Source organism: Dolichospermum sp. UHCC 0406, from assembly GCF_009712025.1.
GTDB classification, from domain to species: domain Bacteria; phylum Cyanobacteriota; class Cyanobacteriia; order Cyanobacteriales; family Nostocaceae; genus Dolichospermum; species Dolichospermum lemmermannii.
The window spans coordinates 263379-287980 of the sequence record NZ_VILA01000026.1; the positions used below are offsets into that span (position 1 = coordinate 263379).

23 protein-coding genes and 1 riboswitch are annotated in these 24602 nt (G+C 38.0%); of the genes, 10 read left to right on the forward strand and 13 right to left on the reverse strand.

The features are described 5' to 3' along the window. Window positions 1–93 precede the first annotated feature (93 nt). The 4 genes from FJR09_RS21460 to FJR09_RS21475 all read right to left on the reverse strand — a co-directional run bounded on the left by FJR09_RS21460 (window position 94) and on the right by FJR09_RS21475 (window position 5049). Complete coding sequence (locus FJR09_RS21460) at window positions 94–1947, reverse strand: N-acetylmuramoyl-L-alanine amidase (RefSeq protein WP_168653521.1); 1854 nt, start codon at window positions 1945–1947, stop codon at window positions 94–96. Between the two features lie 422 nt (window positions 1948–2369). Beyond that, window positions 2370–3788, reverse strand: a complete 1419-nt coding sequence (locus FJR09_RS21465; RefSeq protein ID WP_168653520.1) for a cation:proton antiporter — start codon at window positions 3786–3788, stop codon at window positions 2370–2372. A gap of 401 nt (window positions 3789–4189) precedes the next feature. Next, complete coding sequence (locus FJR09_RS21470; protein WP_254433179.1) at window positions 4190–4711, reverse strand: hypothetical protein; 522 nt, start codon at window positions 4709–4711, stop codon at window positions 4190–4192. Window positions 4712–4743: 32 nt separating this feature from the next. Further along, complete coding sequence (locus tag FJR09_RS21475; RefSeq protein WP_168653519.1) at window positions 4744–5049, reverse strand: hypothetical protein; 306 nt, start codon at window positions 5047–5049, stop codon at window positions 4744–4746. A 197-nt stretch (window positions 5050–5246) separates the two neighbouring features. Between FJR09_RS21475 and FJR09_RS21480 the strand changes: the two genes are divergently transcribed. Continuing rightward, the gene (locus tag FJR09_RS21480; RefSeq protein WP_148764726.1) at window positions 5247–5567 is read left to right on the forward strand and encodes a hypothetical protein; all 321 of its coding nucleotides are present in this window, start codon (window positions 5247–5249) and stop codon (window positions 5565–5567) included. Further along, window positions 5560–6027: a type II toxin-antitoxin system YhaV family toxin gene (locus FJR09_RS21485; RefSeq protein ID WP_168653518.1), complete on the forward strand. Its 468-nt coding sequence runs from the start codon at window positions 5560–5562 to the stop codon at window positions 6025–6027. Before FJR09_RS21480 ends, FJR09_RS21485 begins: the two co-directional genes overlap by 8 nt. Window positions 6028–6112: 85 nt before the next feature. On the opposite strand, the gene pruA is transcribed toward FJR09_RS21485, so the two are convergent. The 4 genes from pruA to FJR09_RS21505 all read right to left on the reverse strand — a co-directional run bounded on the left by pruA (window position 6113) and on the right by FJR09_RS21505 (window position 13163). Continuing rightward, entirely contained in the window at window positions 6113–9097 is a 2985-nt protein-coding gene (pruA, locus tag FJR09_RS21490) for an L-glutamate gamma-semialdehyde dehydrogenase (RefSeq protein WP_168652356.1), read from the reverse strand. Window positions 9098–9638: 541 nt separating this feature from the next. Next, window positions 9639–10871, reverse strand: a complete 1233-nt coding sequence (locus tag FJR09_RS21495; protein ID WP_015080676.1) for a tetratricopeptide repeat-containing serine protease family protein — start codon at window positions 10869–10871, stop codon at window positions 9639–9641. A 134-nt stretch (window positions 10872–11005) separates the two neighbouring features. After that, window positions 11006–12193 (reverse strand): chromate efflux transporter, encoded by a 1188-nt coding sequence (gene chrA / locus FJR09_RS21500; RefSeq protein ID WP_168653517.1) that lies wholly within the window; start codon window positions 12191–12193, stop codon window positions 11006–11008. Continuing rightward, on the reverse strand, window positions 12186–13163 hold the full coding sequence (locus FJR09_RS21505; protein WP_168653516.1) for a glycerophosphodiester phosphodiesterase: 978 nt from the start codon (window positions 13161–13163) through the stop codon (window positions 12186–12188). Before FJR09_RS21505 ends, chrA begins: the two co-directional genes overlap by 8 nt. 62 nt (window positions 13164–13225) lie before the next feature. Between FJR09_RS21505 and ligA the strand changes: the two genes are divergently transcribed. The 6 genes from ligA (at window position 13226) to FJR09_RS21535 (ending at window position 19031) form a co-directional block, all read left to right on the forward strand. Next, window positions 13226–15271 carry an NAD-dependent DNA ligase LigA gene (gene ligA / locus FJR09_RS21510; protein ID WP_015080679.1) on the forward strand — a complete coding sequence of 682 codons (2046 nt, stop codon included), beginning with the start codon at window positions 13226–13228 and terminating at the stop codon, window positions 15269–15271. Between the two features lie 101 nt (window positions 15272–15372). Then, complete coding sequence (locus tag FJR09_RS21515) at window positions 15373–15921, forward strand: fasciclin domain-containing protein (protein WP_015080680.1); 549 nt, start codon at window positions 15373–15375, stop codon at window positions 15919–15921. A gap of 259 nt (window positions 15922–16180) precedes the next feature. Further along, window positions 16181–16321: riboswitch (cobalamin riboswitch) on the forward strand. 24 nt (window positions 16322–16345) lie between these two features. After that, a complete protein-coding gene (locus FJR09_RS21520) occupies window positions 16346–17128 on the forward strand; it encodes an energy-coupling factor ABC transporter permease (protein ID WP_015080681.1) in 783 nt (260 codons plus the stop codon). Continuing rightward, window positions 17115–17417 carry an energy-coupling factor ABC transporter substrate-binding protein gene (locus FJR09_RS21525; RefSeq protein WP_015080682.1) on the forward strand — a complete coding sequence of 101 codons (303 nt, stop codon included), beginning with the start codon at window positions 17115–17117 and terminating at the stop codon, window positions 17415–17417. The genes FJR09_RS21520 and FJR09_RS21525 overlap by 14 nt, the downstream gene beginning before the upstream one ends. Beyond that, complete coding sequence (gene cbiQ / locus FJR09_RS21530) at window positions 17414–18226, forward strand: cobalt ECF transporter T component CbiQ (RefSeq protein WP_015080683.1); 813 nt, start codon at window positions 17414–17416, stop codon at window positions 18224–18226. The genes FJR09_RS21525 and cbiQ overlap by 4 nt, the downstream gene beginning before the upstream one ends. Beyond that, window positions 18201–19031 (forward strand): energy-coupling factor ABC transporter ATP-binding protein, encoded by an 831-nt coding sequence (locus FJR09_RS21535; RefSeq protein WP_015080684.1) that lies wholly within the window; start codon window positions 18201–18203, stop codon window positions 19029–19031. Before cbiQ ends, FJR09_RS21535 begins: the two co-directional genes overlap by 26 nt. Before the next feature lie 8 nt (window positions 19032–19039). Here the strand turns inward: FJR09_RS21535 and FJR09_RS26025 are convergent, their stop codons facing one another. Beyond that, entirely contained in the window at window positions 19040–19174 is a 135-nt protein-coding gene (locus FJR09_RS26025) for a hypothetical protein (RefSeq protein WP_256370280.1), read from the reverse strand. 208 nt (window positions 19175–19382) lie between these two features. Between FJR09_RS26025 and FJR09_RS21540 the strand changes: the two genes are divergently transcribed. Next, window positions 19383–20162, forward strand: coding sequence for a hypothetical protein (locus FJR09_RS21540; protein WP_015080685.1), 780 nt, complete (start codon window positions 19383–19385; stop codon window positions 20160–20162). Between the two features lie 210 nt (window positions 20163–20372). Here FJR09_RS21540 and FJR09_RS21545 read toward each other — a convergent pair whose 3' ends face one another. The 3 genes from FJR09_RS21545 to FJR09_RS21555 all read right to left on the reverse strand — a co-directional run bounded on the left by FJR09_RS21545 (window position 20373) and on the right by FJR09_RS21555 (window position 22161). After that, complete coding sequence (locus FJR09_RS21545) at window positions 20373–21398, reverse strand: serine hydrolase (protein WP_168653515.1); 1026 nt, start codon at window positions 21396–21398, stop codon at window positions 20373–20375. Between the two features lie 371 nt (window positions 21399–21769). Further along, entirely contained in the window at window positions 21770–22042 is a 273-nt protein-coding gene (locus FJR09_RS21550) for a nucleoside recognition domain-containing protein (RefSeq protein ID WP_041458070.1), read from the reverse strand. After that, complete coding sequence (locus FJR09_RS21555; protein ID WP_148279055.1) at window positions 22039–22161, reverse strand: FeoA family protein; 123 nt, start codon at window positions 22159–22161, stop codon at window positions 22039–22041. The genes FJR09_RS21550 and FJR09_RS21555 overlap by 4 nt, the downstream gene beginning before the upstream one ends. A gap of 359 nt (window positions 22162–22520) precedes the next feature. Here FJR09_RS21555 and pyrE point away from each other — a divergent pair, with 359 nt between their 5' ends. Further along, window positions 22521–23138: an orotate phosphoribosyltransferase gene (pyrE, locus tag FJR09_RS21560; protein ID WP_168653514.1), complete on the forward strand. Its 618-nt coding sequence runs from the start codon at window positions 22521–22523 to the stop codon at window positions 23136–23138. Between the two features lie 90 nt (window positions 23139–23228). Here pyrE and FJR09_RS21565 read toward each other — a convergent pair whose 3' ends face one another. Next, the gene (locus FJR09_RS21565) at window positions 23229–24539 is read right to left on the reverse strand and encodes a tetratricopeptide repeat protein (protein WP_051155189.1); all 1311 of its coding nucleotides are present in this window, start codon (window positions 24537–24539) and stop codon (window positions 23229–23231) included. Window positions 24540–24602 lie beyond the last annotated feature (63 nt).

Here is a 24602-nt window from a genome sequence, read left to right on the forward strand (position 1 = left end):
AGCATATAATTGGTTTACTGTTGCCATTTGGTCAGCAAATTTATTTTTCTATGGTTGGTGATGAATCAGATAACAGGTGATAAAAGTTACTTTTTATCTGGATTTTAAATACTGAAGTATGCCTTGGGCGATCGCATCGGCCATTTGATTTTGATAAGCTGAAGTTCTCAGTTTGGCAGCATCGTCTCTACCGGTCAAGAAACCGGTTTCTACCAAAATTGAGGGCATAGAAGTTTTGCGAAGCACATAAAATCTAGCTTTCCGCACGTTTCTGTCTCTGACATTGAGACTTTGCAGAATTTTACTATGGACAATCTGAGCTAGTCTTAAACCACTATCATAATGATAAGTCTCTAAACCACTAACTTCTGGACGATTTGCACCTGCTGAATTAGCGTGGATACTGACAAATACATCAGCATTAGCCCGTTGTGCCATGGTCACCCGTCCCGGTAAAGTCACAAAGTAGTCAGAGTCTCTGGTCATAATTACTTGGATACCATTTCGTTCTAAAATTTCGGCAATCCTTTTCCCAATTGGTAAAATAACATCCTTTTCCAGCACTCCACCGATACCAATTGCCCCTGAGTCTTTACCACCATGTCCGGGGTCAATTATCACTACTATTTTGCCTTTACGAAGGGAGCGCCTTGGGGTAATTTGTGGTTGTCTGGGTTTAAGGTCAGGTAGTTGTTGTTTGGGTGGTAATAGGGGAGGTAAATTCATGGGTGGTCTAATCTGACGATATTGTTGCAGTTTTAGAGCCAGGAATTTGTCTCCTGCTTGATTGAGTACACCTAGTGTAACACCTGATGCAGGTTGAATCAAGATAACTACAGTATTTGGCGGTTGCGGTTGCAGACGAAGTTTGATAATAGGACTATTAGCATCAAAAGTAGGGCCTTTGACTTCATTGGCTAATTTAGCATTAGGAATGGTGATCCGGAACAAACCAGAACTTTTATCCCAACCTGTAGTAGCGGATATAACTTGGTCGGCTTTAATTAATAATTGTGTGCCATTGTCCGCAAGTTCTATAGATTCAATTGTCGCAATTGAGTCGTTATTGTTTCTGGTGGGGGGAAAATTATCAGTTTCAGGGGCATTAACCATTCCCCTGGTGGGAAGGATGATTAAACCGCTGCTACTAGCGGTTACTCGCCAATCAGGGCTATTTGTGGCGATTTTTAAGGTCATGCGGACAGATGTTGGTGTTGTTTGCAATTGAGTAAATCCAATGCTGTCCACACCGTGTTTATTAACGGCTAAATTTCCTTGTGTTAAATTTGCTGATAAAGTTGCATCAAGAATGTCAATAAATACCGTAGTTTGATCTCGACTTCTGATGATTCTAGTTTGAGGATTACCACCATTTGTCCGCATAAAAAACCCATCACCAGTAATTTGCAAACTCTCAATTTGAGTTGTTCCCCTCCTGCTGTTAGCAGTTTTAGAAATGGGTGAAAATTCAGGTTTTGACTGGGAGTCTATGCCGACTAAATTGTAATTATTATTATTATTGTTAGTGTTATTATTGGTGGCAGATGAGTTAGAATCAGATTCTAATTTTGGTAGTTGTACTGTCCAGCGATTAGCACTTTTACCCACAAATTTCACTTGTTTTGGATCTAGGGTATAACCAGGACTTAATTCTAAAACTATCCTGGTTGTTTGTTCATCAAATTGACCAATGCGAATTTCCCGAATTCCTCCACCTATTTGTTGAGTTAACTGGGAACGTCCGAATTTCACACCCGGTAAATCAATTACTAACCGAGTGGGGGTAAAAACTAATTGTGCTTCTGGTTTTACAGCACTATTTGTATTAATTTCTAAGAGATTTTGACTTCGATCAAATCGCCAAGATTCCAATTTTGCGGCTAAAGTCGGCGACGATAGCATGAGTACAGTACCAAAGGTAGCAGGTAGTAACCATTGTAGTTTCACGGCTTTTTCTCCTTAGCTAAATTAAATAATTAATAATGATATGGACACATACAAAAAACACCCACCACTGTCAATTACTGACATAGATTGGCGGGTTATCCTCCATAATTACTAAAAACATCTTTAAGCTGTAAAAACTGTCCTGAAAAAAAATAGGAATACAAAACATTATCAAGGCTACTAAAATGGGGGGAAAGGAAAGTTTTATAAAACCAAAAGAAAACCAAAAAGTAAATTTAATTAAAGGTAGAAATAATAACCATTTTTAAAATTAGATGGTTTCCAGATTCCAGGAGACGGAGATTGGATGAGAGAAGTTTCTTCCAACCTCCTGATATAGTAAAGGTAAAAACTACAGCAGAGAAAATTTTCAACTATCTTCTGTGATATCTACAGCAGAATTTGAGGTGAAATTCAAATTACTAATCATCTTTTGTAGTTACGAGAGATTGTGGTGTTTCTACTGCTAATGTTTTGCCAGAGTTGCTATCTAAATTTGCTGAGGTGTTTGATTCTGGAAATACAAATCTCAACAGGGGAGGAGCGATGAATGTGGTAATAATAACCATCATAATAATTGCTGCTCCTAATGGTTTTGAGAGGACACCACTAGCTGCACCGACACCAGCAAATACTAAGCCAACTTCACCTCTGGGAATCATCCCCACACCAATGGCCAAGCGGTTAATGCCGGGTTGACCAAATACTGTTAAGCCTGTCACTACTTTACCAATGATGGCGACTGTGATCAGGAAAGTTGCCATGATTAAGGCTTCCTGATTGGTAGGAATGGCTGGGTTTAAGACTCCCAAATCGGTTTTTGCCCCGACTGTGACGAAGAAAACTGGAACTAGCATATCAGCAATGGGGATAACTTGCTTTTGGAGTTCTTTGCGTTTGTCGGTTTCTTCGAGAACTAACCCGGCGGCAAAAGCCCCAAGAATGGCTTCTAAATGGATGACTGAGGCGAGGTAAGCCATGATTATGGCAAAAATGAAGGCAGGGATGACTAATTCACCTCTGGTTTTGAGTTGATCTGCGATCGCTACAAATGATTTATTAAAGACATTACCAAAAACTATCGCCCCAATGAGAAAAGCACTGGCACTAATAATCAGATAAATGACGTTACCCACATCAACTACACCATCTTTGGCTAAACTGGCAACTACCGCGAGAACGATAATTCCCAAAACATCATCAATAACGGCTGCACCGAGAATAATTTGCCCTTCTTTAGAATTCAAGCGTCCTAATTCGGAAAGAACTTTGGAGGTGATACCAATACTGGTTGCTGTCAAAGCTGCACCTGCAAAAATCGCGGGAATGGCACTAATCCCAAATATGGTCATTAATCCCACCGTACCCGCTGCAAAGGGGACTATTACCCCCACTGTAGCCACAACGAAGGCTTGAACACCAACAGCCATGAGGTCTTTGAGGTTGGATTCTAAGCCAATTTCAAACAGGAGGATAATCACACCCAATTCTGATAAAACTGAAACCACCTCAGACTGCGCTGCAAATACCTGTGGTGTGGCTTCTGGAGTTAATCCAGCGGTGAGTTGCAAGAAGGTCATGATTAAGGAATTAGAAGCGTCTGTACCACCTTCTGGGAAGACTAACAAATGGAGTACGGAAACACCGATAATTACACCACCGAGAAGTTCACCTAAAACTGCTGGTAAGCCGATTTTGTTGCATAATTCTCCACCAACTTTGCTGGCAAAGTAAATTACGACTAAGCTTAACAGGACAGCGGCTAATACCATGGAACTGTCTGCGGTGGCTGTGGCTGTGGCTGTGGCCAATAAGGGAATGGTTGCACTGATAAGCTGCATTGGTTATCTGAATAACAATTTCTTTATTTTTACTCTTTTTTTGACGGGAATTTATTCAGGTATATATACACCGCTAATAACAGCTATAAGTTGTGATATACAATTAGACCGGCGGTTATAAATCGCGTCTACATGGATAAAATACGCGCTTGCATTATGCTGAGAATTTAAGCGATGCTATAGATTTGGAGTCTTTGAATCTAGTAGAAAAGCGTTAATTCATTTTGATTGTAATTACGCTGATAAAAGCTTACCAGAGTGTCCTAAAAATAGATAATTAGTTTCAGATCCCCGACTTATTGAAGAAGTCGGGGATATATTAAAATGGATAGTCAGAATCAGGATATCCAGGATTTAAGGATTGACAGGATGTTGATATTGTCAGAATTAGGATGTCTAGACTAATAACGTTCATGAATTGATTTACATTCCCAAAACATTCCCGGACCAACGGTTAAAATTTGCTCATTTGGCATCATTAATTCCCAATAAGCAAGCCCAGAATCATCTTCTAAATCTCGTTCTAAAATTAGTTCGTAATGATCCTCAAATGATAAAGTGAGTTTAAAATTATTACTATCAATTACAAAATTAGTTAGTTTTTTATTTTCCAAACACTGTAATTGTATTTTAGCAAGTTCAGCAGCATTTTGATTATTTACGAACATAGATGAATGACAATGACTGAAAAGACTATTTCTTAGCATTAAATACCAAGGTGTAGCCCTGGTGTTAAGTCGCCAAGTTCCTTTGCGTAAATGTGATAATTTAGGATGGGAATAGGCAATCATTTCACCAAAATGTAACCGTAATTCATCCCCATAACTAAATGTAATTTGATGGCAAATTTCGCCGATAATTGGTTGAATAATTTGATTTATATCTAGTATTGAATTAGCAAGAGATGTTTTAGGAGTCATCATTAAGGAGAATAAAAACCTATATAAGTTGTCGCTCAAGAGATAGGAGCATTTTGTTCAGGTATGGAACTATAAACAGCTAAAAATTGCTTTGCGCGGGTAGCAGCTACATAAAACAGGGAACGTTTTTTTATAGGGTTTTGATCTCCTCCATCTGGATTAATAACATACACAATATTAGCATCATATCCTTTAGTATCCCAAACCAATGCAACATTGATGGTTTGCGGCTCAACTGCTAATTTCATGCGTTTTACTTGACTGCTAATATCCTCTCCACTACGACGGTTTACCCTATTACCAAACTTTGCATACAATACATTAGATATCTCTTGTACCATATTTTTGCTAAAACACTGGATTAATACACCTCCTTTCAGGACATTCTCTAAACCCTGAGCAGAAAAAAGAGGTTATTTGTGTAATTTTGTCTATAGTATAATATCATTTTTTACAAATCTTATATAGTCAATAACTACTGATAAATCACTATTTATTGTTTGTTATAATGTAATTACATCATGTACATACACCACAAATGAGTAACTCCTACAATATTCGTAGTACCAAAATTGGTAATAGTTCAGGGTTTCGACTTCCTGCTGATTTCTATCGTGAACATCCCCAATTTGCGAATGCAGATGGTTGGATTGAGGTTTTATCACCCGATACAGCAATTGTGCGAATTGTTCCTCAATTGCAGGATGATGAAGATGCAGAAGACTCTCTATTAATGCAGTTGTTTCTTGATTTTGCTACCACAGAAGCATTGAAAAATAATACATTACAACCTTATACAACAGAAATGTCTAAAAATGCTCATCAACTAATTGAAGGTGTGCAATTAGAAGATGAGTAAATTTGTTAGTAATAATTGGGAAATTTATTTCCATCCTCAATTATTTGGTAATCAATATCAAGCGTTATCAAATCGCGTTACTAATTTGCGAGAACAATTACCAGAAGCAGAGTTTAAAACTCATGCAACAGTGAAACTTTTTGCAGCAATTACTATAGCAATTGAAACCAAAATTACTTCTGATCCTTTTGCTAGTCATTTTGTCTTAACGGGTGCATTAAAACGCTATAGTCGAGTCAAAAAAATGGGTTTACCAGAACGGTATCGGCTATTTTTTCGCGTGTTTGATACTCCAGAATTAAAAGCAATTGTGATTTTATGGTTAGGGTTTCCGCGTAAAGAAGGTGCTAAGGATGACTGTTATGATGTGTTTACTAAAATGGTAACAAGAAGGACGTTTCCAGATAGTTTGGATGAGTTATTAGGAGATTGTGGGGTAAATGTGGATGAACTGGAGTAGTAACAGTAACTTGGGTTGAGAAACTGACAGGATTTAAAGATCCCCGACTTCTTGAAGAAGTCGGGGATCTGGTGATATCATCTAATTATTCAGCACCCTCAATTGGGGCAAAACCTTGACGTTGGATGTTTTCTGTGATATGGCGTGGTTCTAAGAATTGCAGCAAATAATCTGGTCCTCCTGCTTTTGAACCGACTCCAGAAAGCTTAAACCCACCAAAAGGTTGACGAGATACTATTGCACCAGTTATATTCCGGTTAATGTATAAATTCCCTACTTCAAATGACTCTTGCGCTTGTTCAATGTGGGAAGGGGTGCGGGAATAAAGACCACCTGTTAAAGCGTAATTTGTGTTATTGGCAACATCTATTGCTTCTTGAAAATCTTTAACTCGAATTACCGCTAAGACAGGTCCAAATATTTCCTGTTGGGCTATGACTCCATTTGCGGGTACTTCCGAAAAAATCACCGGACCGATAAAATAACCTTGACTGGGTGCGGGTAATTCTAAAGCGACTTTTGCTTCTTGTTTACCTTTTTGAATATACTCCAAAATGCGATCGCGCGAAATAGCATCAATTACCGGACCAACTTGGGTACTGGGTAACTCCGTCTCCCCAATATTCAAGGATTTTGTGGCTTCTACCAACCTTTCCACAAACGCATCATAAATGGGTTCAAGCACAATCACCCGTGAACAAGCAGAACACTTTTGACCACTATAACCAAAAGCAGATTGGACAACGCCGACAACAGCCTGGTCTAAATCAGCACTTTCATCAACAATGATCCCATTTTTGCCTCCCATTTCCGCAATTACTTTTTTGAGGTGCTTTTGACCAGGTTTGAGAATTGCGGCTTCTGCGTAAATTCTACAACCTACTTCTTGAGAACCAGTAAAAGCAATGACATGAGTATCAGGATGATTTACCAAATAAGCGCCGACTTGAGAACCCTTACCAGGAACGTATTGAAAAACACCTTTAGGGATTCCGGCTTCAATTAATATTTCTGTAAACTTCGCAGTAATAACAGAAGAAGTTTCCGCCGGTTTGAGTAAAGTACAATTTCCCGAAACCAAAGCAGCGACAGTCATACCGCAAGCAATAGCCAAAGGAAAATTCCAGGGAGAAATCACAATAGCGATTCCTTTGGGTTGGTAAATATAACGATTGGTTTCCCCAACCACATCATAAATTACACCCTTATCCAACCGTTCCATTTCCTCAGCATAATAAAGACAAAAATCAATAGCTTCCGAAACTTCCCCGTCAGCTTCCTTAACAGGTTTCCCCACCTCCAAAACTATCCAAGCGGAAAGTTCGGCGCGTCTTTGTTCCATTAACGTCCCAGCTTGACGCAAAATATCAGCACGTTGTTTGACTGGAGTTTTCTTCCAAGCAGGAAAAGCAGCTTTAGCAAATTTCATTGCTTCCTCAGCTTGTTCAATGCTAAGTAAACCCACCTTACCAACAACTTGACTAAAATTAGAAGGATTAAGAGAATCAACAAAAGTAGTTGTATTCACATATTCCCCATTCAGCAAAGGTAAATAAGTCTTACCCAACTGCTGACGGACATTTTCAAAAGCCAAACTCGACCTATTCCTTCTCTCCTCCTCCGCAAAATCCGTATCCGCAACACCAACAAAACCTTCCTTCTCTTCTTTGCTCCTTTGCGCCTTTGCGCGAAACATATCTATAATTGGAGGTGCTAACAACTCCTCAACGGGACGATTTTCTAAATTTTGGCGTAAAAACGAACTATTCGCCGTATTTTCCAACAACCGCCGAATTAAATAAGCCATTCCCGGTAACAAATCACCGTAGGGACAATAAACCCGTACGCGATAACCCTTATCTACCAAAGCTTTAGCTATTTTATCACCCATGCCGTACAGAACTTGCATTTCAAAGCGACGACGGGGAACATTGAGACTTTCCGCTATGGCTATGGCGCGAGATTGCGATCGCACATTATGACTTCCTATGGCAGAATAGACATACTCATGATTTTCGAGTAATAGTTGCGTAATCGTCTCAAAATTGGCATCGGTGGCAACTTTATCATTATAAACTGGTTGTGGCCAATGCTTTTGAGCAGCTTTAATAGTTTCCTGATCCCAATATGCACCTTTAACCAAGCGAATACTGAGAGGATAACCGCGTTGTTTTAACCAAGCAATGATATCTCTAGCGTCTTGTTCACTATCACGCAGATATGCTTGGATTGTCATCCCAATATCTGTGCGTTGACGAAATTCCTCTTCCAGTAACAGTTTTTTGAGAATGGTAAAAGTAATATCCTTGTAGGCATATTGTTCCATATCAAAATGGACTGCTGCACTCAGTTCTTGAGCGCGACGGAGTAAAGTCCGAATATGATTGCTGACTCTTGCTTCACTACCTTGAGCATCCAAAGGATCAAATTGGGAATAAAACGCCGTTAATTTGACAGAAACCTGAACTTTCGGGATATTTTCGCCGTCAGCTTCATCAATAGCGGGAATTTTCGCCCAATTTTTTGATGCTTCTACCAATTGCTGCATCAATTCCAGGTATCTTTCTAAATAAGATTGCGCTTCTACTTCCGTAATTACCGCTTCACCGAGTAAATCAATGGTGAAAGCCATTTTCTCTTTTCGCAGTCTCTCAACGGTTTTGATGACTTGCTTAATATTTTCGCCGGAAATATACTTGTGTGCTAAAGTTTCTACAGCAGTTCCCACGGTTGTCGCTGCTACCTGTGCGGGCATAGAATCGGGGTTAGCAAAATTTAAGATTGCTTTTAAAGCTGCGGGTAGTTCTACCGATTCATCTCCCAAATATTCTTGCATATGGGAGGCGATTTCTGATTTACTATGTATTGCGGGCAAAGTATCAATGAACCGAAATAATTGTACTCTTAAACCCGGATTACTCATAGCCCAATCGAGTAACTTATCATCCCAGCGCATTTGGTCCCGTAAAGCTGATAAAAATGAGCGATTTTCCTGACTAGCAGCTAAAACTTGTTTAGCAATTTCTTGGGTTTTCGCTTCGTATCCGCTGTTTTCTACTGATAATACCATAAGTTTGTTAGTTTCCAAACAATATTTTTTTGAAGTAATGTTGAATGATTGTGTGAAAATGGATTACGGTGTTATTTCTAACTTAGTTAACGCCATTTTGTAACCTTTCCTAGTAGTTTTGAATGTGGTTGTATTGAATATCTGGCAAAACCGGGCTTTAGTATCTTTGGTTATAAGTATATTCCGATTCAACGGTTGCACAATTGCCCGTATGACGTAAAGAAGCAAGCGATACTTGCGGTGGGTATAGCCATCGCAATGGGGAAATTCTAGCAGATAAAGCCAAAAAAAACCCGTAGTATCGGTGAAATTTAGTTATTAAGGGTGAGAGGACAAATGGTAAATTTTTTATACAAGGAATTTCGGACAGGTCTAATACTGCATTCATCAACTTTTACGCATTCACTTTTTTACCGAAAAGCCTGACTGCAAGGACTCTAGGCTACAAAATATTAAATTTAGCTACGTAACAGCTTAGTACAGCTTAGTAGTTGAAAATCTGAGAACCCGATTGTGAGCCTGTGGTTAGGGAATCCACCTATCAAAAATACCGCTGAAAAATCCTCAATAATTCTGAAACTTTTTGATACAACTTCTTATTTCCTTGCTGTGCAGATAGGTTTGCTGCTGTTTTCAGGTCAGCTATAGCTCCCTGTTTATCTCCCAATTCGTATCGGGCAATCCCTCGGCCTGCGTAGGCCCTGGCATCGTCGGGGTTAATTTTGATAACTTCATTGAAATCACGTATTGCTGCACGCCTATCTCCCAATTTATACCGAGCAATGCCTCTGACTGCGTAGGCTTTGGCATCGTCAGGATTAATCTTGATAGCCTCATTAAAATCAGCTATTGCAGCCTGCGTGTCTCCTAGAGCATAGTAACTAGAACCACGATTGCGATATAATAAGGCTTCGGCATAGTTAGGATTAAGGCGAATTACTTCATTATAAGCTGCTATTGCCCCACTATAGTCTCTTTTATGCAACTTATAGTCTGCTTGAACCAAATAATCATCCGCTTGTGGTGTCCCAGCATTCGGCACGTCAGGCAGACTAATTCCCAAATTTACACCAACTCCTGCGGACAATTTAATAAAAGTGTTAATGGGTATACTATAATTTCTACCTGCTCCTCTCACAGTCTCAAAAGAGGGATTTTCACCTTTACCAAAAATCCCTATCACTTCACCTTGTTCATTCAAAACTGCCCCACCACTCATCCCCGGCCGTGCAGAACTTTTATGAAATAAAGTATAGCCATCCTCTACAATTGTCTGAGTAGCATTAGCAATAACTTGTCCGTCGCGGCAATCATAAACGGGAGGTACTCTCACCCCTCCTCTCTTACCCGGAAAACCAGCTAGATAAATATTAGTCAGTCTTTTGACTGTATCAGAATTACCGATTTTAGCGACTGGATAATTTTGATTGCTGGTAAATTGTAAAACCGCTGAATCTATGTTATTAGTCGGCTGTTTGACGGTCTGATAATTGACTCGATAATGTTGACCATCAGGAGTAACTATTTGATATTGAGAATTAGGGTCTTTAACAACATGATAGGCAGTGAGAACCGTGTAAGTATTGCCGTTACGCTGAATAATTATACCAGAACCAGAACCGTTTTTTGCGCCACTAATTAATACTAATACGGTGATTTTTTTGGCAATGGCATCTACTTGATTATTACTACATATTGCTGTTACTGCTTGCGGCTGAAGTAGGGCTATTGATACCCCCATCAATACGGATGGTAGTCCATAATACCATTTCATCGTGAAATTTCCTGCTAACTTGTTGACGTTGTATAAAAGTTGTGAGTGCAAATGTGGGTTATATTCAGCATTTTACACAAAATGGCGGCATTTTTGACCCATCGTGGCAACAATCTTTGTAGTGAACAATATAACTACATAATCATATAGTTATACCCAAGATAACCGATCATGCTACCTCCCAAAATCAAGTAAGCGGTATTAATATGGTAACGAATAACTAAAATTGTGGAAATAACAGCAATTGCTAAACCTAACAAATCTATGGAATTAGCTTTGGGTAATATTAAAGTAGCTATTCCTAATTGAATTGTAGTTAATACCATTAAAGCTACAGCACTCACATTGACAGCATCTAAAAAAGGTCTTGTCCAAGATGAATTACGAATAGGATTCATGAAAGGATTTAAAGCAGCAACAAGTAAAAATGAGGGGAGAAAAATTCCCACAGTTGCCACAATTGCCCCCGGAAATCCAGCAATTATATAACCAATAAATGTCGCAGTAGAAAGTACAGGACCAGGAGTAAATTGCCCAATAGCAATAGCATCTAATAATTGTTGTTGTGTTAACCAACCGAATTCTTCTACTAATCCTCCTTGTAAAAATGCTATTAATAAATAACCACCACCAAACAGCACACTACCAACTTTGAGAAAAAATAAACCCAATTGCCACAAAGGTACAGATACATGATTATTTATAGCTGTATTCACAGTTGCAGTAGTTTGCAAAAATGTACTTGTAGTTAAACCAATTATCATTAAATTAATTTGATTACCACTGCGTAACCAAATCATTCCTAATATTCCTCCTAGTAATAAAGCCATAACTTCGTTAACTTTAGCAAACCCAGTAATTAAGCCAACTGCTATAGCAATGATGAGTAATTTTCGAGTTTTTACCGCTTTTTTTCCTAAACCCCAAATAGCATTCATAATAATTGCTAAAACAACAGGTTTAATTCCATAAAGTAAAGGTAAAACTTGGGGTAAAGTCCCATAATTGATATATAAATAAGCAAATAAACCTGTAATTAAAACCGCAGGGAAAATAAAACAAACTCCCGCAACAATTAAGCCTAACCACCCTGCATAAATGTATCCTATATGAATAGCCATTTCTGTGGAATTGGGTCCAGGAATTAAGTTAGTTACCCCTAATAAGTCTAAAAAATGTTCTTGTGTCAACCATTGACGACGTTTAACTACTTCATCTTCTATCATGGCAATATGGGCAACTGGTCCACCAAAACCAATAATGCCTAATTTGAGAAAAAGTTTAGCAACTTGAGTTAAGCGATTGAATGATAAATTATTCATTGAGTTTGACAGTTAAAGCTATATCTGGATAATCACTAAATACACCATCTATACCTAAACTAAAAAATATTTCATATTCTTTTTGCGGATTTCCTTGCAAGTCTAAAGGTAAGAAAAAATCCTCATTTCTAAAAGTCCAAGCGTGAACTTGTAAATTAGCCGCATGAGCATCTATAATTAAAGATGTCGGTGATAATAATTTACCATAATTATCTCTAGGAATCAATAAGTTTTTATGGACACCAATTGCTTGGGCATATTCCGCAATTTCTCTTAACCCTTTTTGCGTTAATAAATCTGCATAAGTCAGAGGATCATTCTCAATCACAAAATCATAAGGTTTACCAATATTATTAATTAATTGCACTAATGGCAAATCTGTTTTCTGAGATAATTCTTTCAGATTACTAACTTCAAATGATTGAATAAATATCGGTAAATTAATTTCCTGCAAATTCAATAATAAAGTGGCTTCTAATGGTAAACCAACAGATTGAAAATAACTGGGATGTTTGGTTTCTGGATAAATGCCAATATGGCGGCCAATTGTTTGACTTTTATGCTTTGCTAAATCAATGATTTCTTGAAAAGTGGGAATAGTAAATATGCCGTTATAAGCTGTATTTTGGGGACGGATTTGGGGAATGCGTTCTTTCGCTCTTAATGTTTTGATTTCTGTTATGGTAAGGTCTTCTGTAAACCAACCAGTTTTAATTTGATCATCAATAATTTTCGTAGTTTTTAAATGAGCAAATTCTGGATGATTAGCAATATCGGTAGTTTCTGATATTTCATTTTCATGACGGGCAATCAAAATACCATCTTTAGTTATCACTAAATCAGGTTCAATATAATCAGCACCTAAATCAATTGCTAACTCATAACTTGCTAAAGTATGTTCAGGACGGTAGCCACTTGCGCCGCGATGAGCGATAATGATAGGGGGTTGATATGTAAAAGTTTGAGTCATGATTGCTTACTACTTTCCTTATAATTAAAGTCCCACTGTTATTATTTTTTGCTATGAAACTCATGATGTCAACTCAACCTGAAACCAAACGTATAGAAGAACTACGATGTTTGCTACAAAAAGCAGGCTACGCTTATTATGTTTTAGATGCGCCAATTATGGAAGATACGGTTTATGATCGGCTGTATCGAGAGTTGCAAGAATTAGAAACTAACAATCCCGAATTAATTACTGCTGATAGTCCGACTCAGCGCGTCGGTGAAAGACCTGCTGCCCATTTTACCTCAGTCCGTCATAATATCCCCCTGTACAGCCTGGAAAATGCGTTTAATATTGAAGAATTGCAAAATTGGGATCAACGGTGGCGGCGACACTCACCAACTCAGTATAATGACGGAGAAATAGAATATGTATCTGAGTTGAAAATTGATGGTGCTGCTTTAGCATTAACTTACGAAAATGGAGTTTTAGTCAGGGGGACAACGAGAGGAGATGGGGTAATGGGTGAAGAGATTACCCAAAATGTGAGAACTATTCGCTCAATTCCCCTGCGTTTGAATTTTGACGGTTTAGAAAATATTGCTAAAGTGGAAGTACGGGGAGAAGTGTTTCTACCTTTACAGGTGTTTAAAGAAATTAATCAGAAAAGACAAAAAGCCGGTGAACAAATATTTGCTAACCCGCGCAATGCTGTAGCAGGTACGCTCAGACAATTAGATTCTCGCATTGTCGCACAACGACAGTTAGATTTCTTTGCTTATACTTTGCATATTACCGGGTTGGATGATTCCAGTATTGCCAATACCCAATGGGAAGCTTTGGAATTATTGCAAAGACTTGGTTTTCGAGTTGATACCAACCATAAACTCTGCCATTCTATTGCTGAAGTTGTTGAATATTACCAATATTGGGATACAGAACGGCTGAATTCTCCCTATATGACAGATGGTGTTGTCGTCAAATTAAATACTTTTAGACTGCAAGAACAATTGGGGTTTACACAGAAGTTTCCCCGCTGGGCTATAGCCTTAAAATATCCCGCCGAAGAAGCCCCCACCCGTGTAGAAAAAATCACTGTTAACGTTGGCAGAACCGGGGCATTAACTCCCTTAGCGGAAATGTTGCCCGTACAATTAGCGGGGACAACAGTTTCCCGTGCTACCTTACATAATAGCGATCGCATTGAACAATTAGACATCCGTATTGGCGACACCGTGATTGTTCGCAAAGCCGGGGAAATCATTCCCGAAGTAGTCCGGGTAATCAAAGAACTACGTCCCGTTAATACCCAACCTTTCATTATGCCTTCCCATTGTCCAGCCTGTGGACAGCTAGTAGTCAGGGAAACTGGAGAAGCAGTTACTAGATGTATAAATGCTTCCTGTCCCGCCATTCTCAAGGGTGAAATTGAACATTGGGTCAGTCGTGACGCGTTAGATATTAAAGGTGTCGGGGAAAAGCTAGTGTATCAACTTGTAGATAAAAGCTTAGTCCATTCCGTGGCTGATTTATATGACTTGCAAATAGAAGACTTGTGTGCATTAGAACGCATGGGAAAAAAATCGGCGGAAAAATTGATCAATGCGATCGCCCAATCAAAAACGCAACCCTGGGCTAGAGTATTATATGGTTTAGGCATCCGTCACGTTGGCAGCGTCAACGCCCAATTATTAACAGAGAAGTTTACCACCGTCGAAGACTTAACAGCCGCCAGACAATCGGATATTGCAGGTGTTTATGGTATCGGTGCAGAAATCGCCCAATCAGTCTATCAATGGTTTCGTACTCCAGCCAATCAAACCTTAATATCCCGTATCCAGGCTATTGGTTTAGAATTAGCAAACAGCACAGCAGCCCAGTCTGTGGGCGAAATTAATCAAAAATTTGCTGGTAAAACCTTTGTTGTTACTGGCACATTACCAACTTTAAAACGCGATGAAGCCAAAGCTTTAATTCAAAAATCAGGCGGTAAAATTACTGATTCAATTAGCAGAAAAACAGACTTTTTAGTTGTAGGTGCAGATGCCGGTTCTAAGTTAGAGAAAGCGCGGAAGTTGGAAATTAGCCAATTGACTGAGGCGCAATTATTGGCAATGCTGACAGAATAGTTATCAACAGACATAAATTGTTAAATTCTGTTACAGTTTCTATTGTGAAGATAAATTAACAAGAATTTTCACATCTTAAACACTTTTAACCGTGAAAAACAATGAATTCCCTATTTACCAAAACAGTTAGTATTGCCATTGCAGCCACAACTCTTTTCGTCAGTGTTCCCGCTTTCGCTGGAACTAAGCCTGTGGCAAAACCTGCTACACCCCATACCAGTACAAAGACTGTTGGGACAATTGTAGAAGTAGCCAGTGGTAACAGTTCTTTTACAACCTTAGTAGCAGCTATCAAAGCTGCTGGTTTAGTCGAAACATTATCAGCTAAAGGACCATTCACCGTATTTGCACCTACAGATGCCGCATTCAAAGCTTTACCAAAAGGAACTTTAGAAAAACTGTTGAAGCCAGAAAACAAAGCCACCTTAGTCAAGATTTTGACCTATCATGTAGTTCCTGGGGAAATTACTGCTAAAAGCATCAAGGCTGGTGATGTCAAAACAGTTGAAGGTGCTTCAGTAAAGATTCAAGTTAAGAAAGGTCGAGTCACTATAGGTAATGCTAAAGTTACCAAAGCAGATGTCAAAGCTAGTAACGGCGTAATTCATGTAATTGACAAAGTGCTGCTTCCCCCTGACGTGAAGTTGTAGAATTTTTTTTCAAGCCAATAATTTGTGGGATGATTTGCAGAATAGTCTTGAGTTCTGGGGTGAGTAAATCAAACTCCAGAACCCATTGTTTTTACCGACGTGGTAAATTTCCAAAACGGTATTCAGTCTGTTGAGTTTCAACTTAGGTGTAACACAACTTTTAATGATTTGTAAGTAGTTGGGTAAATTGACACTAGATTTATTTTGCCACCTTGCAGATTAACAACGTGATATTGTGATTTATTTCTTATTTTTATGTGATATAGTTACCAAAATCGGTTCTGATGGGGAACAGCCATTGGACGTGAGGGGGAAAGTCTGGTGCAAATCCGGCGCTGTCCCGCAACTGTGAGCCATAATATGGTGAGTCAGGATGCCCGCCGATAAAAAAGAAAAGACGTTTATATAAATCTGCGAGGTACAGATGATATCTAGGAAAAAACCGGGGTTAGTTAATCTCATCTTCATGGCTGTTATTAGTTTTTACCTAGTAGTTAATTTTCCCAAACCTGCCTACGCAATGCACATTATGGAAGGGTTTTTACCTGTGCAATGGGCGATATTTTGGTGGGTTGTGTCATTACCATTTTTTATGTTAGGATTGCGGAGTTTGACTCGCATTACCCAAGCTAACCCAGAATTGAAACTTTTGTTAGGTTTGGCTGGTGCTTTTACCTTTGTGCTGTCAGCGTTGAAAATCCCTTCTGTCACAGGTAGCTGTTCTCACCCCACAGGAACAGGGTTAGGTGCGGTGCTGTTTGGACCCCTGACCATGACAGTTTTGGGTAGCTTAGTATTGTTATTTCAGGCTTTGTTACTGGCACATGGTGGATTAACTACCTTGGGTGCAAATGCTTTTTCAATGGCGATCGCTGGCCCATTCGCAGCTTATTGGATCTATAATTTCACAATGCGCCTGAGTGGTAAACAAAAAATCGCCATATTTTTAGCCGCAGCTTTGGCAGATTTACTCACCTACATTATTACTTCTATCCAACTTGCCTTGGCTTTTCCTGCACCTGTGGGTGGATTTATCGCTTCATTGATCAAGTTCGCGGGAATTTTTGCTATTACTCAAGTACCCTTAGCAATTAGTGAAGGATTATTAACTGTCTTGGTTTGGAACTGGTTACAATCTTATAATCCTCAAGAATTGGAACTTCTGCAATTAATTAAGGGAAAAAATCACAGTCATGAACCAATCTAAAAAAAGTTTAAATAACTGGTTTTTAATATTAGGCGTTTTAGCTTTAGCAGTTGCACCATTAATATTTGTGCGTAATGGAAAATTTGGTGGTTCTGATGACAAAGCTAAAGCCGCTATTACAGAAATACAACCTGAATATAAACCTTGGTTTAAATCAATCTTTGAACCAGCTAGTGGGGAAATAGCAAGTTTATTATTTGCTTCTCAAGCAGCTTTAGGTGCGGGAGTAGTTGGTTATGCAATTGGTGTATATAAAGGACGTTCTCAACAGCCAAAACGTGAAGAATGACTCTACAATTAGATACCCTAGCTTACACTAATCAACTAAGAAGATTACCACCGGAACATAAACTAATTTTTGCATTTACGACATTGGCTATTTCTCTTTCTACCCATTCACTAGTACAAATTTTGATGGTGATATGGATGAGTATTTGGACAGTAATTTATGCAAAAATTCCGGCTGGTGTTTATTGGCGATTGTTAATGTTTACCATAGTCTTTTGTTTAACAAGTTTACCCGCACTCATGGTAAATGGAGTGGCAATTACTGATTTGCCAATCGTTCAATTAGACTCATGGTATGGAATGACTTTTGGACAATTCTATCTTTACATCAGTCGTAGTGGTAGCATTCAAGCATGGGAAATTGTCACTAGATCATTAGCCTCTGTTTCTTGTTTATATTTTCTCATGTTAACTGTCCCGTTCACAGAAATTTTGCAAACTTTACGTTGGTTGAGATTTCCAGCACTTTTAACTGATTTGCTATTACTAATGTATCGGTTTATTTTCATTTTGCTCAAAACAGCTAATGAATTATTGACAGCACAAAATTCTCGTGGTGGCTATTCTAATTGGCAAACTAGCATGAAAAGTTTAGCATTATTAATTGGACAATTATTACAGCGAACTCTACAACAATATAGTCAATTTTCTCTAGGATTGCAAGCAAGGGGTTTTAGTGGTGAATTGCGATTTTGGCATCCCCGACGTTATCGTCCATCTCCACGATATACCATTGAAGCAATTTGTGGCTGTGTATTATTAATAGGATTAGAAATTTGCCAAAATGCAGGAATATTTACTCGAATTTGAGGAAGTACATTACACGTATCCAGGTTCACAAAGGCTACAACAATCAGCTTTGAATGGTTTAACCATGAAGATTCCTTCTGGAAAAAAGTGTGCCTTAATTGGACAAAATGGTTGTGGAAAAACCACACTTTTCTTATTAGCTAATGGACTTTATAAACCAAATTCTGGTATTGTCAAATGGTGTGGTGAACCGTTAATTTATAATCGTCAACATCTCAGTAAAATTCGCCAAAAAGTTGGTTTAGTATTTCAAGATCCAGAACAACAATTAGTAGCTTCTACGGTTGAGGAAGATATTTCTTATGGTTTGTGTAATTTAGGTTTACCGGAAACAGAAATCAAGAATCGAGTCGAACAAGTTTTAATTGAGTTTGGGTTAACTGATTTAGCAGAAAAGCCAGTACATCATTTAAGTTTAGGACAAAAAAAACGAGTTTCTATAGCTGATGTAATGGTACTACAACCACAACTTTTAGTATTAGATGAACCCACTGCATATTTAGATATTAAGCATACTCGAAACTTGATGAAAACTCTGAAAAAAATTCATGAAGATGGCAATACTCTATTAATGGCAACTCATGATTTAGATTTAGTCTATCGTTGGGCAGATTGGGTTTTTGTCATGGATAAAGGACAATTGATGCTAGAAGGAACACCAGAAGATGTATTTAGCCAAAGTCTACTTTTAGAAGAATTAGAGTTGGGTGTACCATTAATATATGAAATGTTAGTTAATGGGTTATCTCCTGAAGAGGGAATAATTATAGAACGAGTCCGACAACGAATATTAAAAGATGGTTGAAAATGGATTTAACCGTATATATTTTTGTGAATATATTGTAGTAGTCTGTCAAGAACTAAATGACGGGTAAATAAATTTTCCTTCTTCCTTCTTCCTTCGCGCTCTTTGCGTCCTTCGTGGTTCATTTCTTCTTTATGCGTCAAAATGTCTTTAACAGACTAGTAGGTTGGGTTAAGCGACAGCGCAACCCAACAAAATTCCGACAATGTTGGGTTTCCTTGCGTCAACCCAACCTACTTGTAAGTTAAATGTCAAAAGACAGTCTGTCAAACATTTATTATTATGTTGAAAAGATAAAAAAGGGATTCTTTACAGTAAACTAACTAATTAATCTCTTTGCGGAAATTGGATATGCAGCTTCAAGAAGTCTCTAACGTTGCAGTCATTGTTGGTGAAAATGCCGTTACCCTTTCTCAACTACCTTCTGTATGGCAAGATATCGCTAAAGGTAGAGCAAACGTCAGATTCAGTAATCCACAAATTTATGTGGAAATGGCGCAGTTATTTCAATATAAACTGCAATATGGTGATGTTGATTTGTTTAATGAACGCCCCCATTTATCTCATTTAATACCGTCATTTTCCCAGCTATTTGGACAAATGGCACAGGAAACTCTGGAATTTTATGGACATGACTTTATGGTTCACAACTATCCGAACTTTGGAGAAGTTCTACATAATTTTGAATCAAAGGGTTCTGAATACAATAACGAAGTAAAAGTAGCTCGTATTGGTTTAGAACTTTTTGATGAATTTGGATATGATTTACCAGCTAGTTTCTATCATGTACATTTAGCTCCAATTTATCGAGATCATGTGTTTGAAGAACGGGCTTTAAGATTTGATCAACGGGATATAGAACATAAACGTTCTTGGGATGCTATTCTCCACGCAGGTAAGGTATTTGCAATCCAAATGAAGGTACAAAGTATCGCCTCCAAATACGGGTTTACCTATCAACATGGCTGTGGTTGTAACTCTCATTTATCTTCCATTGATGAATCTTCTGGTGCATTTGCGTATGAATTAAGTTTGGAAAAACGTCAACGCTGGATTCGCAGTTTTATCTGGACAGCTTGGTATGAGTATGCAATATTTCCCATTGTGCCAAATACCAGTTATCTTGTTTAAGAGAAGCTAGTAATAATCTGTTGGGGTAATGGTGGATTTATATCTCCCATTCATTATTGGATCTGATGATGTTTGTAATCGCGTGAAAGATCCAAAGTTTTAATCACTTCATATAAAGAATAATGTATAGACACATCTTTATATGAAGTGACTTTCCAACAAACTTGTTTAGATTTAGAAATAACTTCTACTGTAATTTGTGCAGATTTACTAGCTTCTTTGGGTACTTAGTTTTGGTTGGTCAAAATAACCATAGACTACCTGAGAAACTTGACGAATAAAATCTTTTGCTCTAGCATCATGATTCGGTCTTCGCACGAAAATCCCTGCTAAATAACGCTTACCTGATGACGTTTCAATGATACCTGCATCTCCTAATATAAACCTAAGTGTTCCTGTTTTGTGCGCTATCTTCGCCCCAGAACCTAAACCAGAAGGTAATAAACTTCTATTCCGACAACCATTCATAATACCTATTACTTGTAATTCACTTGTATTGGAAACTAACTGATTATTTTCCATCAAAGCTGATAGTTTTACCAAATCTTTAGCGCTGGTTTTATTAGTTCCTTTAAAATCTCCCAGTCTGTTTCGCATAACAGTATTTTCCAATCCCCAACTGCGAAATTTTTGATTTAATTGAGTAATCCCGCCTAAACGATCTATGATCATATTCGTTGCAGTGTTATCGCTAATAGTCATCATCCTAGTTGCAGTTTCTAAGAGACTAAACTTACTTCCCACCTTTGCATATTGCATATTTCCAGAGCCACCAACTATATGTTTCCTGCCCATTACTAAAGTTTCATCTAATTGAATTTCTCCAGCATCTACTTGCTGAAACAAAGCAATTAAAATCGGATATTTAATTGTACTAGCAGCCGCAAAAGATTTATCTCCATTAATGCTTAAATAATCCCCTGTTTCCAAGTCCATAAAGAAAATTCCAGGAGAGAGAAATTTGTAGCGAGCCATTAATGTTTTAATGGGAGTTTGTAGTTCTGAAATTTCTCTTCCTAAAGGCAATATACCAGTGAAGTTACGAGTATCTGTTGGACTGATATTGCTGACAGAATCAGGGGGAATAAATTTAATTTCTGGCAATTGTACATTTGATTTATTTAAACTCCAGCGACTTGGGTTCTCAAGCTGGTTGTTATCAGAATTTGCCTTAACTGGTAAAGATAATAAAAGAGTAGTTGTGATACTAAATAGGAGTAATGAACGTAGTTTCATGTAGTTTTGTGAGGAGAGGATTGAAATTACTTACAGATACTTTCTAAACAAGTAAATGAAATCAGGATTGATTGATTTAGGAATTTTTTTCAGCAAGTCATTCTGGTTAACTTTCTTTTGATAATTCCCAAATTTAGATTCCATAAAACAAATTAGCACTCAAAAATTGTCCGGGTAAGAAAAAAGTCACTTTTAAGGCATTAAACAGCACGAATCTTTATTTTACTTACAAATAATGCGTTGGCAGTTATGGTATTCCCATACCGTAGCATCCATTAAGGAAAATTAGCAAATAAGCAACTAGTTACTTGCCTCACCGTACCAACGACTACTATACCACCATTATGCAACTCCGAAAATTGCTATAAAAATTAAAATCCTAAAGCTCTTGCACTTTGATAGAAAATAAAACTTGCTACCCAAGCTAAACCAATAGACCAAACTACAGATATAACTGCAAATTTCCAGCTTTTCGATTCACTTTTGATCACGGCAACAGTTGACAAACAAGGGACATAAAGCAGAGTAAATAACATAAAACTATAAGCCTGTACCCAGTCTATTTGATGGGCAATAGTCCCCATTAAATCTGCACCCTCAGCCTTACCAATCTTGATTTTTGCCATCATCAAATCTACTGTCATCCCCGACGCAACATCACAATTTGCCTACCGGTGCGGAAACCCATTGCTAGAAGGCGCTGTTGTAATCCAGATTCACTGTGCAGTTGAGTAATTGTGGCAATTTGACCAGGCTGTAACAAGCCAAGATGATTTCGTAGTGAGGGCTTCAGCCCTCAAATGAGGAATAAATTCCTCACTACAAACTTTGAATTGTTCAAGCGGTTCTACTTAACTCCTTTAAAGAGTATGGAACTTTTATCTAATACCGTAGCGATTATGTTGTTTTACAACATCTACAATTACTTTATCTTTCGAGGTAAGGTAGTCATCAGCGAAGAGGGAGATTGACACTCTCAGCGCGAAAGCCAAGCTCGTTTCTGCGGACAGAATTAAATTAATTTAATTCTCGCTAGGTTTTGGGTGAATCTTAATTTATGCTTAATAAATATAACTCTATTGAGTTTCAATTTTGGTTTAACACAACTTTTAATTGTTTGTAATGTCTTATTCCACTCAAACCTCTAGCAACTCAGATATTTGGGCAGTTACCACTGATTTAACTACTCTCCGTCAAAAGCTACTAGATTTATTTTGCCAGCTTGCGTATCAAGAAGGTGATTTTGTTCTTTCCTCTGGACAACGTAGTTCTTACTATATTAATGGTAAACAAGTCACACTCCATCCTCAAGGTGCTTTGGCTATGGCCAGGTTATTGTTACCACTCTTACCTGAAGATACTCAAGCTGTAGCTGGTTTAACTTTAGGTGCTGATCCGATTGTATCAGCAGTAAGTGTAGTTTCTGTGTATGAAAATAGACTGATACCAGCTTTAATTATTCGTAAGGAAACAAAGGGACACGGGACAATGGCTTACATTGAAGGTCCCAGTTTACCCCAGGGCGCAAAAGTTGTGGTTTTGGAAGATGTGGTAACGACTGGACAATCTGCGCTCAAGGCTGTGGAGCGGTTACAGGCGGCTGGTTATACGGTAGACAGGGTAATTTCCCTAATAGATAGATTGCAAGGTGGTGGGGCGTTATATGAGTCGGCTGGGTTACAGTTTGAGGCTTTATTCACGATTCAGGATCTTCAAAAACGCTATCGAGAAATTAACTGAGGAGTCAGGAGTCAGGAGGAAGAAAGAAGAAAGAAGAAAGAAGAAAGAAGAAAGAAGAAAGAAGTTTCTCCCCTGTTCCCTGTTCCCTATTCAAGTCTGAGACATTTTGGCAATCAGATTGGTAATTTCCTGATAATATCGCGTGTTTCCTGACTGAGAATAGAGATCAGCAGATTTACGGAAATCAGCGATTGCGTCTAGCTGATTCCCTAAATGTCTATGTATGTCTGCTCTAACTAAATAAGCTAAAGGATAGCGTGGTTGTAATTGGATAGCTTGGTTTAAATCTGCTAATGCGGTATTTAATTCTCCTAGCAGAAAGTGACTACGACCGCGATTAAACCAGTCTTCAGCTAAATTAGGGTTAATGCTGATGGCTTGAGTATAATCTGATATAGCTTTTTGATACTCCTTTAGGGCATAACGAGCATTAGCGCGATCGCTATAAAATACAGCAGACTGGGAATCTAATCGTAAAGCTTCAGTAAAATCACTAATTGCTCCTGTAAAATCTTTAGCTATATAGCGACTACTTCCTCGATGATAATATGCTGCTAAAGAATCAGAATCTATCTTTAATGCTTGGTTATAGTCTTGAATAGCTGTTTGTATATTACCTAACAACTTGTAAGCATCTCCTCGCTTACAGTAAGCTGAGGCAAATTCTGGAGATACTTCTATAGCTTGAGTATAATCTGCAACTGCACCAATAAGATCTTGTATAGCTTCTCGTACCATGCCCCTTCCATAGTAAGCTGTTGCTAAATGAGGATCAATTTGTAATGCTTGATTATAATCAATAATCGCATTTTCATAATTTCCCAGGTGGTGATGTGCATTTGCTCGAAAACCATATACTGAAACTAATGTAGGATTAATTTGTAATGCTTGGTTGTAATCTTTAATGGCATTTTCATAATCTCCCAAATTACTATGGACTAAACCCCGTTCATAGTATGCTTGAATATCATCAGGAACTATTTTTAATGCTTGATTAAAATCAGCAATTGCTTGATAATAATCTTGGATACGGGCATAAACTAAACCCCGATTGTAGTAAGCTGCACCAAATTTAGGATTAATTTCTAGAGAACGATTATAATTAGAAATTGCACTTTGATATTCTTGCAAAGCATAATAACTGTTACCCCGATTATGGTAAGCTTCAGGAAAATTAGGATTGATTTTTATACATTGATTATAATCAGCAATAGCTTTTTGATAATTACCTAAAATATGAAAAATATTACCTCGATTAATATAAGCCATTGAAAAATTAGCATATAATTCTAAAGCCGCATCAAAATTAGCCAGTGCTTGTTGATAATTACCATCATGATAATGATCTAAACCCTGTTGGTGTAAAGCATTAACAACATCAAAATCAATATTTTTATTCATTTTGTAACTTGTAAGCACACAAAATAGATTTTACCACAGATAGATCAGATATATCCCCGATTT

Excerpts from the sequence above, each read along its gene's own strand:
- FJR09_RS21540 (WP_015080685.1), top strand. The coding sequence starts at position 19,383 with ATGCAGCTTCAAGAAGTCTCTAACGTTGCAGTCATTGTTGGTGAAAAT.
- pruA (WP_168652356.1), bottom strand. The coding sequence starts at position 9,097 with ATGGTATTATCAGTAGAAAACAGCGGATACGAAGCGAAAACCCAAGAA.
- chrA (WP_168653517.1), bottom strand. The coding sequence starts at position 12,193 with ATGAATAATTTATCATTCAATCGCTTAACTCAAGTTGCTAAACTTTTT.
- cbiQ (WP_015080683.1), top strand. The coding sequence starts at position 17,414 with ATGACTCTACAATTAGATACCCTAGCTTACACTAATCAACTAAGAAGA.
- FJR09_RS21495 (WP_015080676.1), bottom strand. The coding sequence starts at position 10,871 with ATGAAATGGTATTATGGACTACCATCCGTATTGATGGGGGTATCAATA.
- FJR09_RS21470 (WP_254433179.1), bottom strand. The coding sequence starts at position 4,711 with ATGATGACTCCTAAAACATCTCTTGCTAATTCAATACTAGATATAAAT.
- FJR09_RS21465 (WP_168653520.1), bottom strand. The coding sequence starts at position 3,788 with ATGCAGCTTATCAGTGCAACCATTCCCTTATTGGCCACAGCCACAGCC.
- ligA (WP_015080679.1), top strand. The coding sequence starts at position 13,226 with ATGATGTCAACTCAACCTGAAACCAAACGTATAGAAGAACTACGATGT.
- FJR09_RS21550 (WP_041458070.1), bottom strand. The coding sequence starts at position 22,042 with ATGACAGTAGATTTGATGATGGCAAAAATCAAGATTGGTAAGGCTGAG.
- FJR09_RS21485 (WP_168653518.1), top strand. The coding sequence starts at position 5,560 with ATGAGTAAATTTGTTAGTAATAATTGGGAAATTTATTTCCATCCTCAA.
- FJR09_RS21480 (WP_148764726.1), top strand. The coding sequence starts at position 5,247 with ATGAGTAACTCCTACAATATTCGTAGTACCAAAATTGGTAATAGTTCA.
- FJR09_RS21545 (WP_168653515.1), bottom strand. The coding sequence starts at position 21,398 with ATGAAACTACGTTCATTACTCCTATTTAGTATCACAACTACTCTTTTA.
- FJR09_RS21525 (WP_015080682.1), top strand. The coding sequence starts at position 17,115 with ATGAACCAATCTAAAAAAAGTTTAAATAACTGGTTTTTAATATTAGGC.
- FJR09_RS21475 (WP_168653519.1), bottom strand. The coding sequence starts at position 5,049 with ATGGTACAAGAGATATCTAATGTATTGTATGCAAAGTTTGGTAATAGG.
- FJR09_RS21535 (WP_015080684.1), top strand. The coding sequence starts at position 18,201 with ATGCAGGAATATTTACTCGAATTTGAGGAAGTACATTACACGTATCCA.
- FJR09_RS21520 (WP_015080681.1), top strand. The coding sequence starts at position 16,346 with ATGATATCTAGGAAAAAACCGGGGTTAGTTAATCTCATCTTCATGGCT.
- FJR09_RS21565 (WP_051155189.1), bottom strand. The coding sequence starts at position 24,539 with ATGAATAAAAATATTGATTTTGATGTTGTTAATGCTTTACACCAACAG.
- FJR09_RS21505 (WP_168653516.1), bottom strand. The coding sequence starts at position 13,163 with ATGACTCAAACTTTTACATATCAACCCCCTATCATTATCGCTCATCGC.
- pyrE (WP_168653514.1), top strand. The coding sequence starts at position 22,521 with ATGTCTTATTCCACTCAAACCTCTAGCAACTCAGATATTTGGGCAGTT.
- FJR09_RS21515 (WP_015080680.1), top strand. The coding sequence starts at position 15,373 with ATGAATTCCCTATTTACCAAAACAGTTAGTATTGCCATTGCAGCCACA.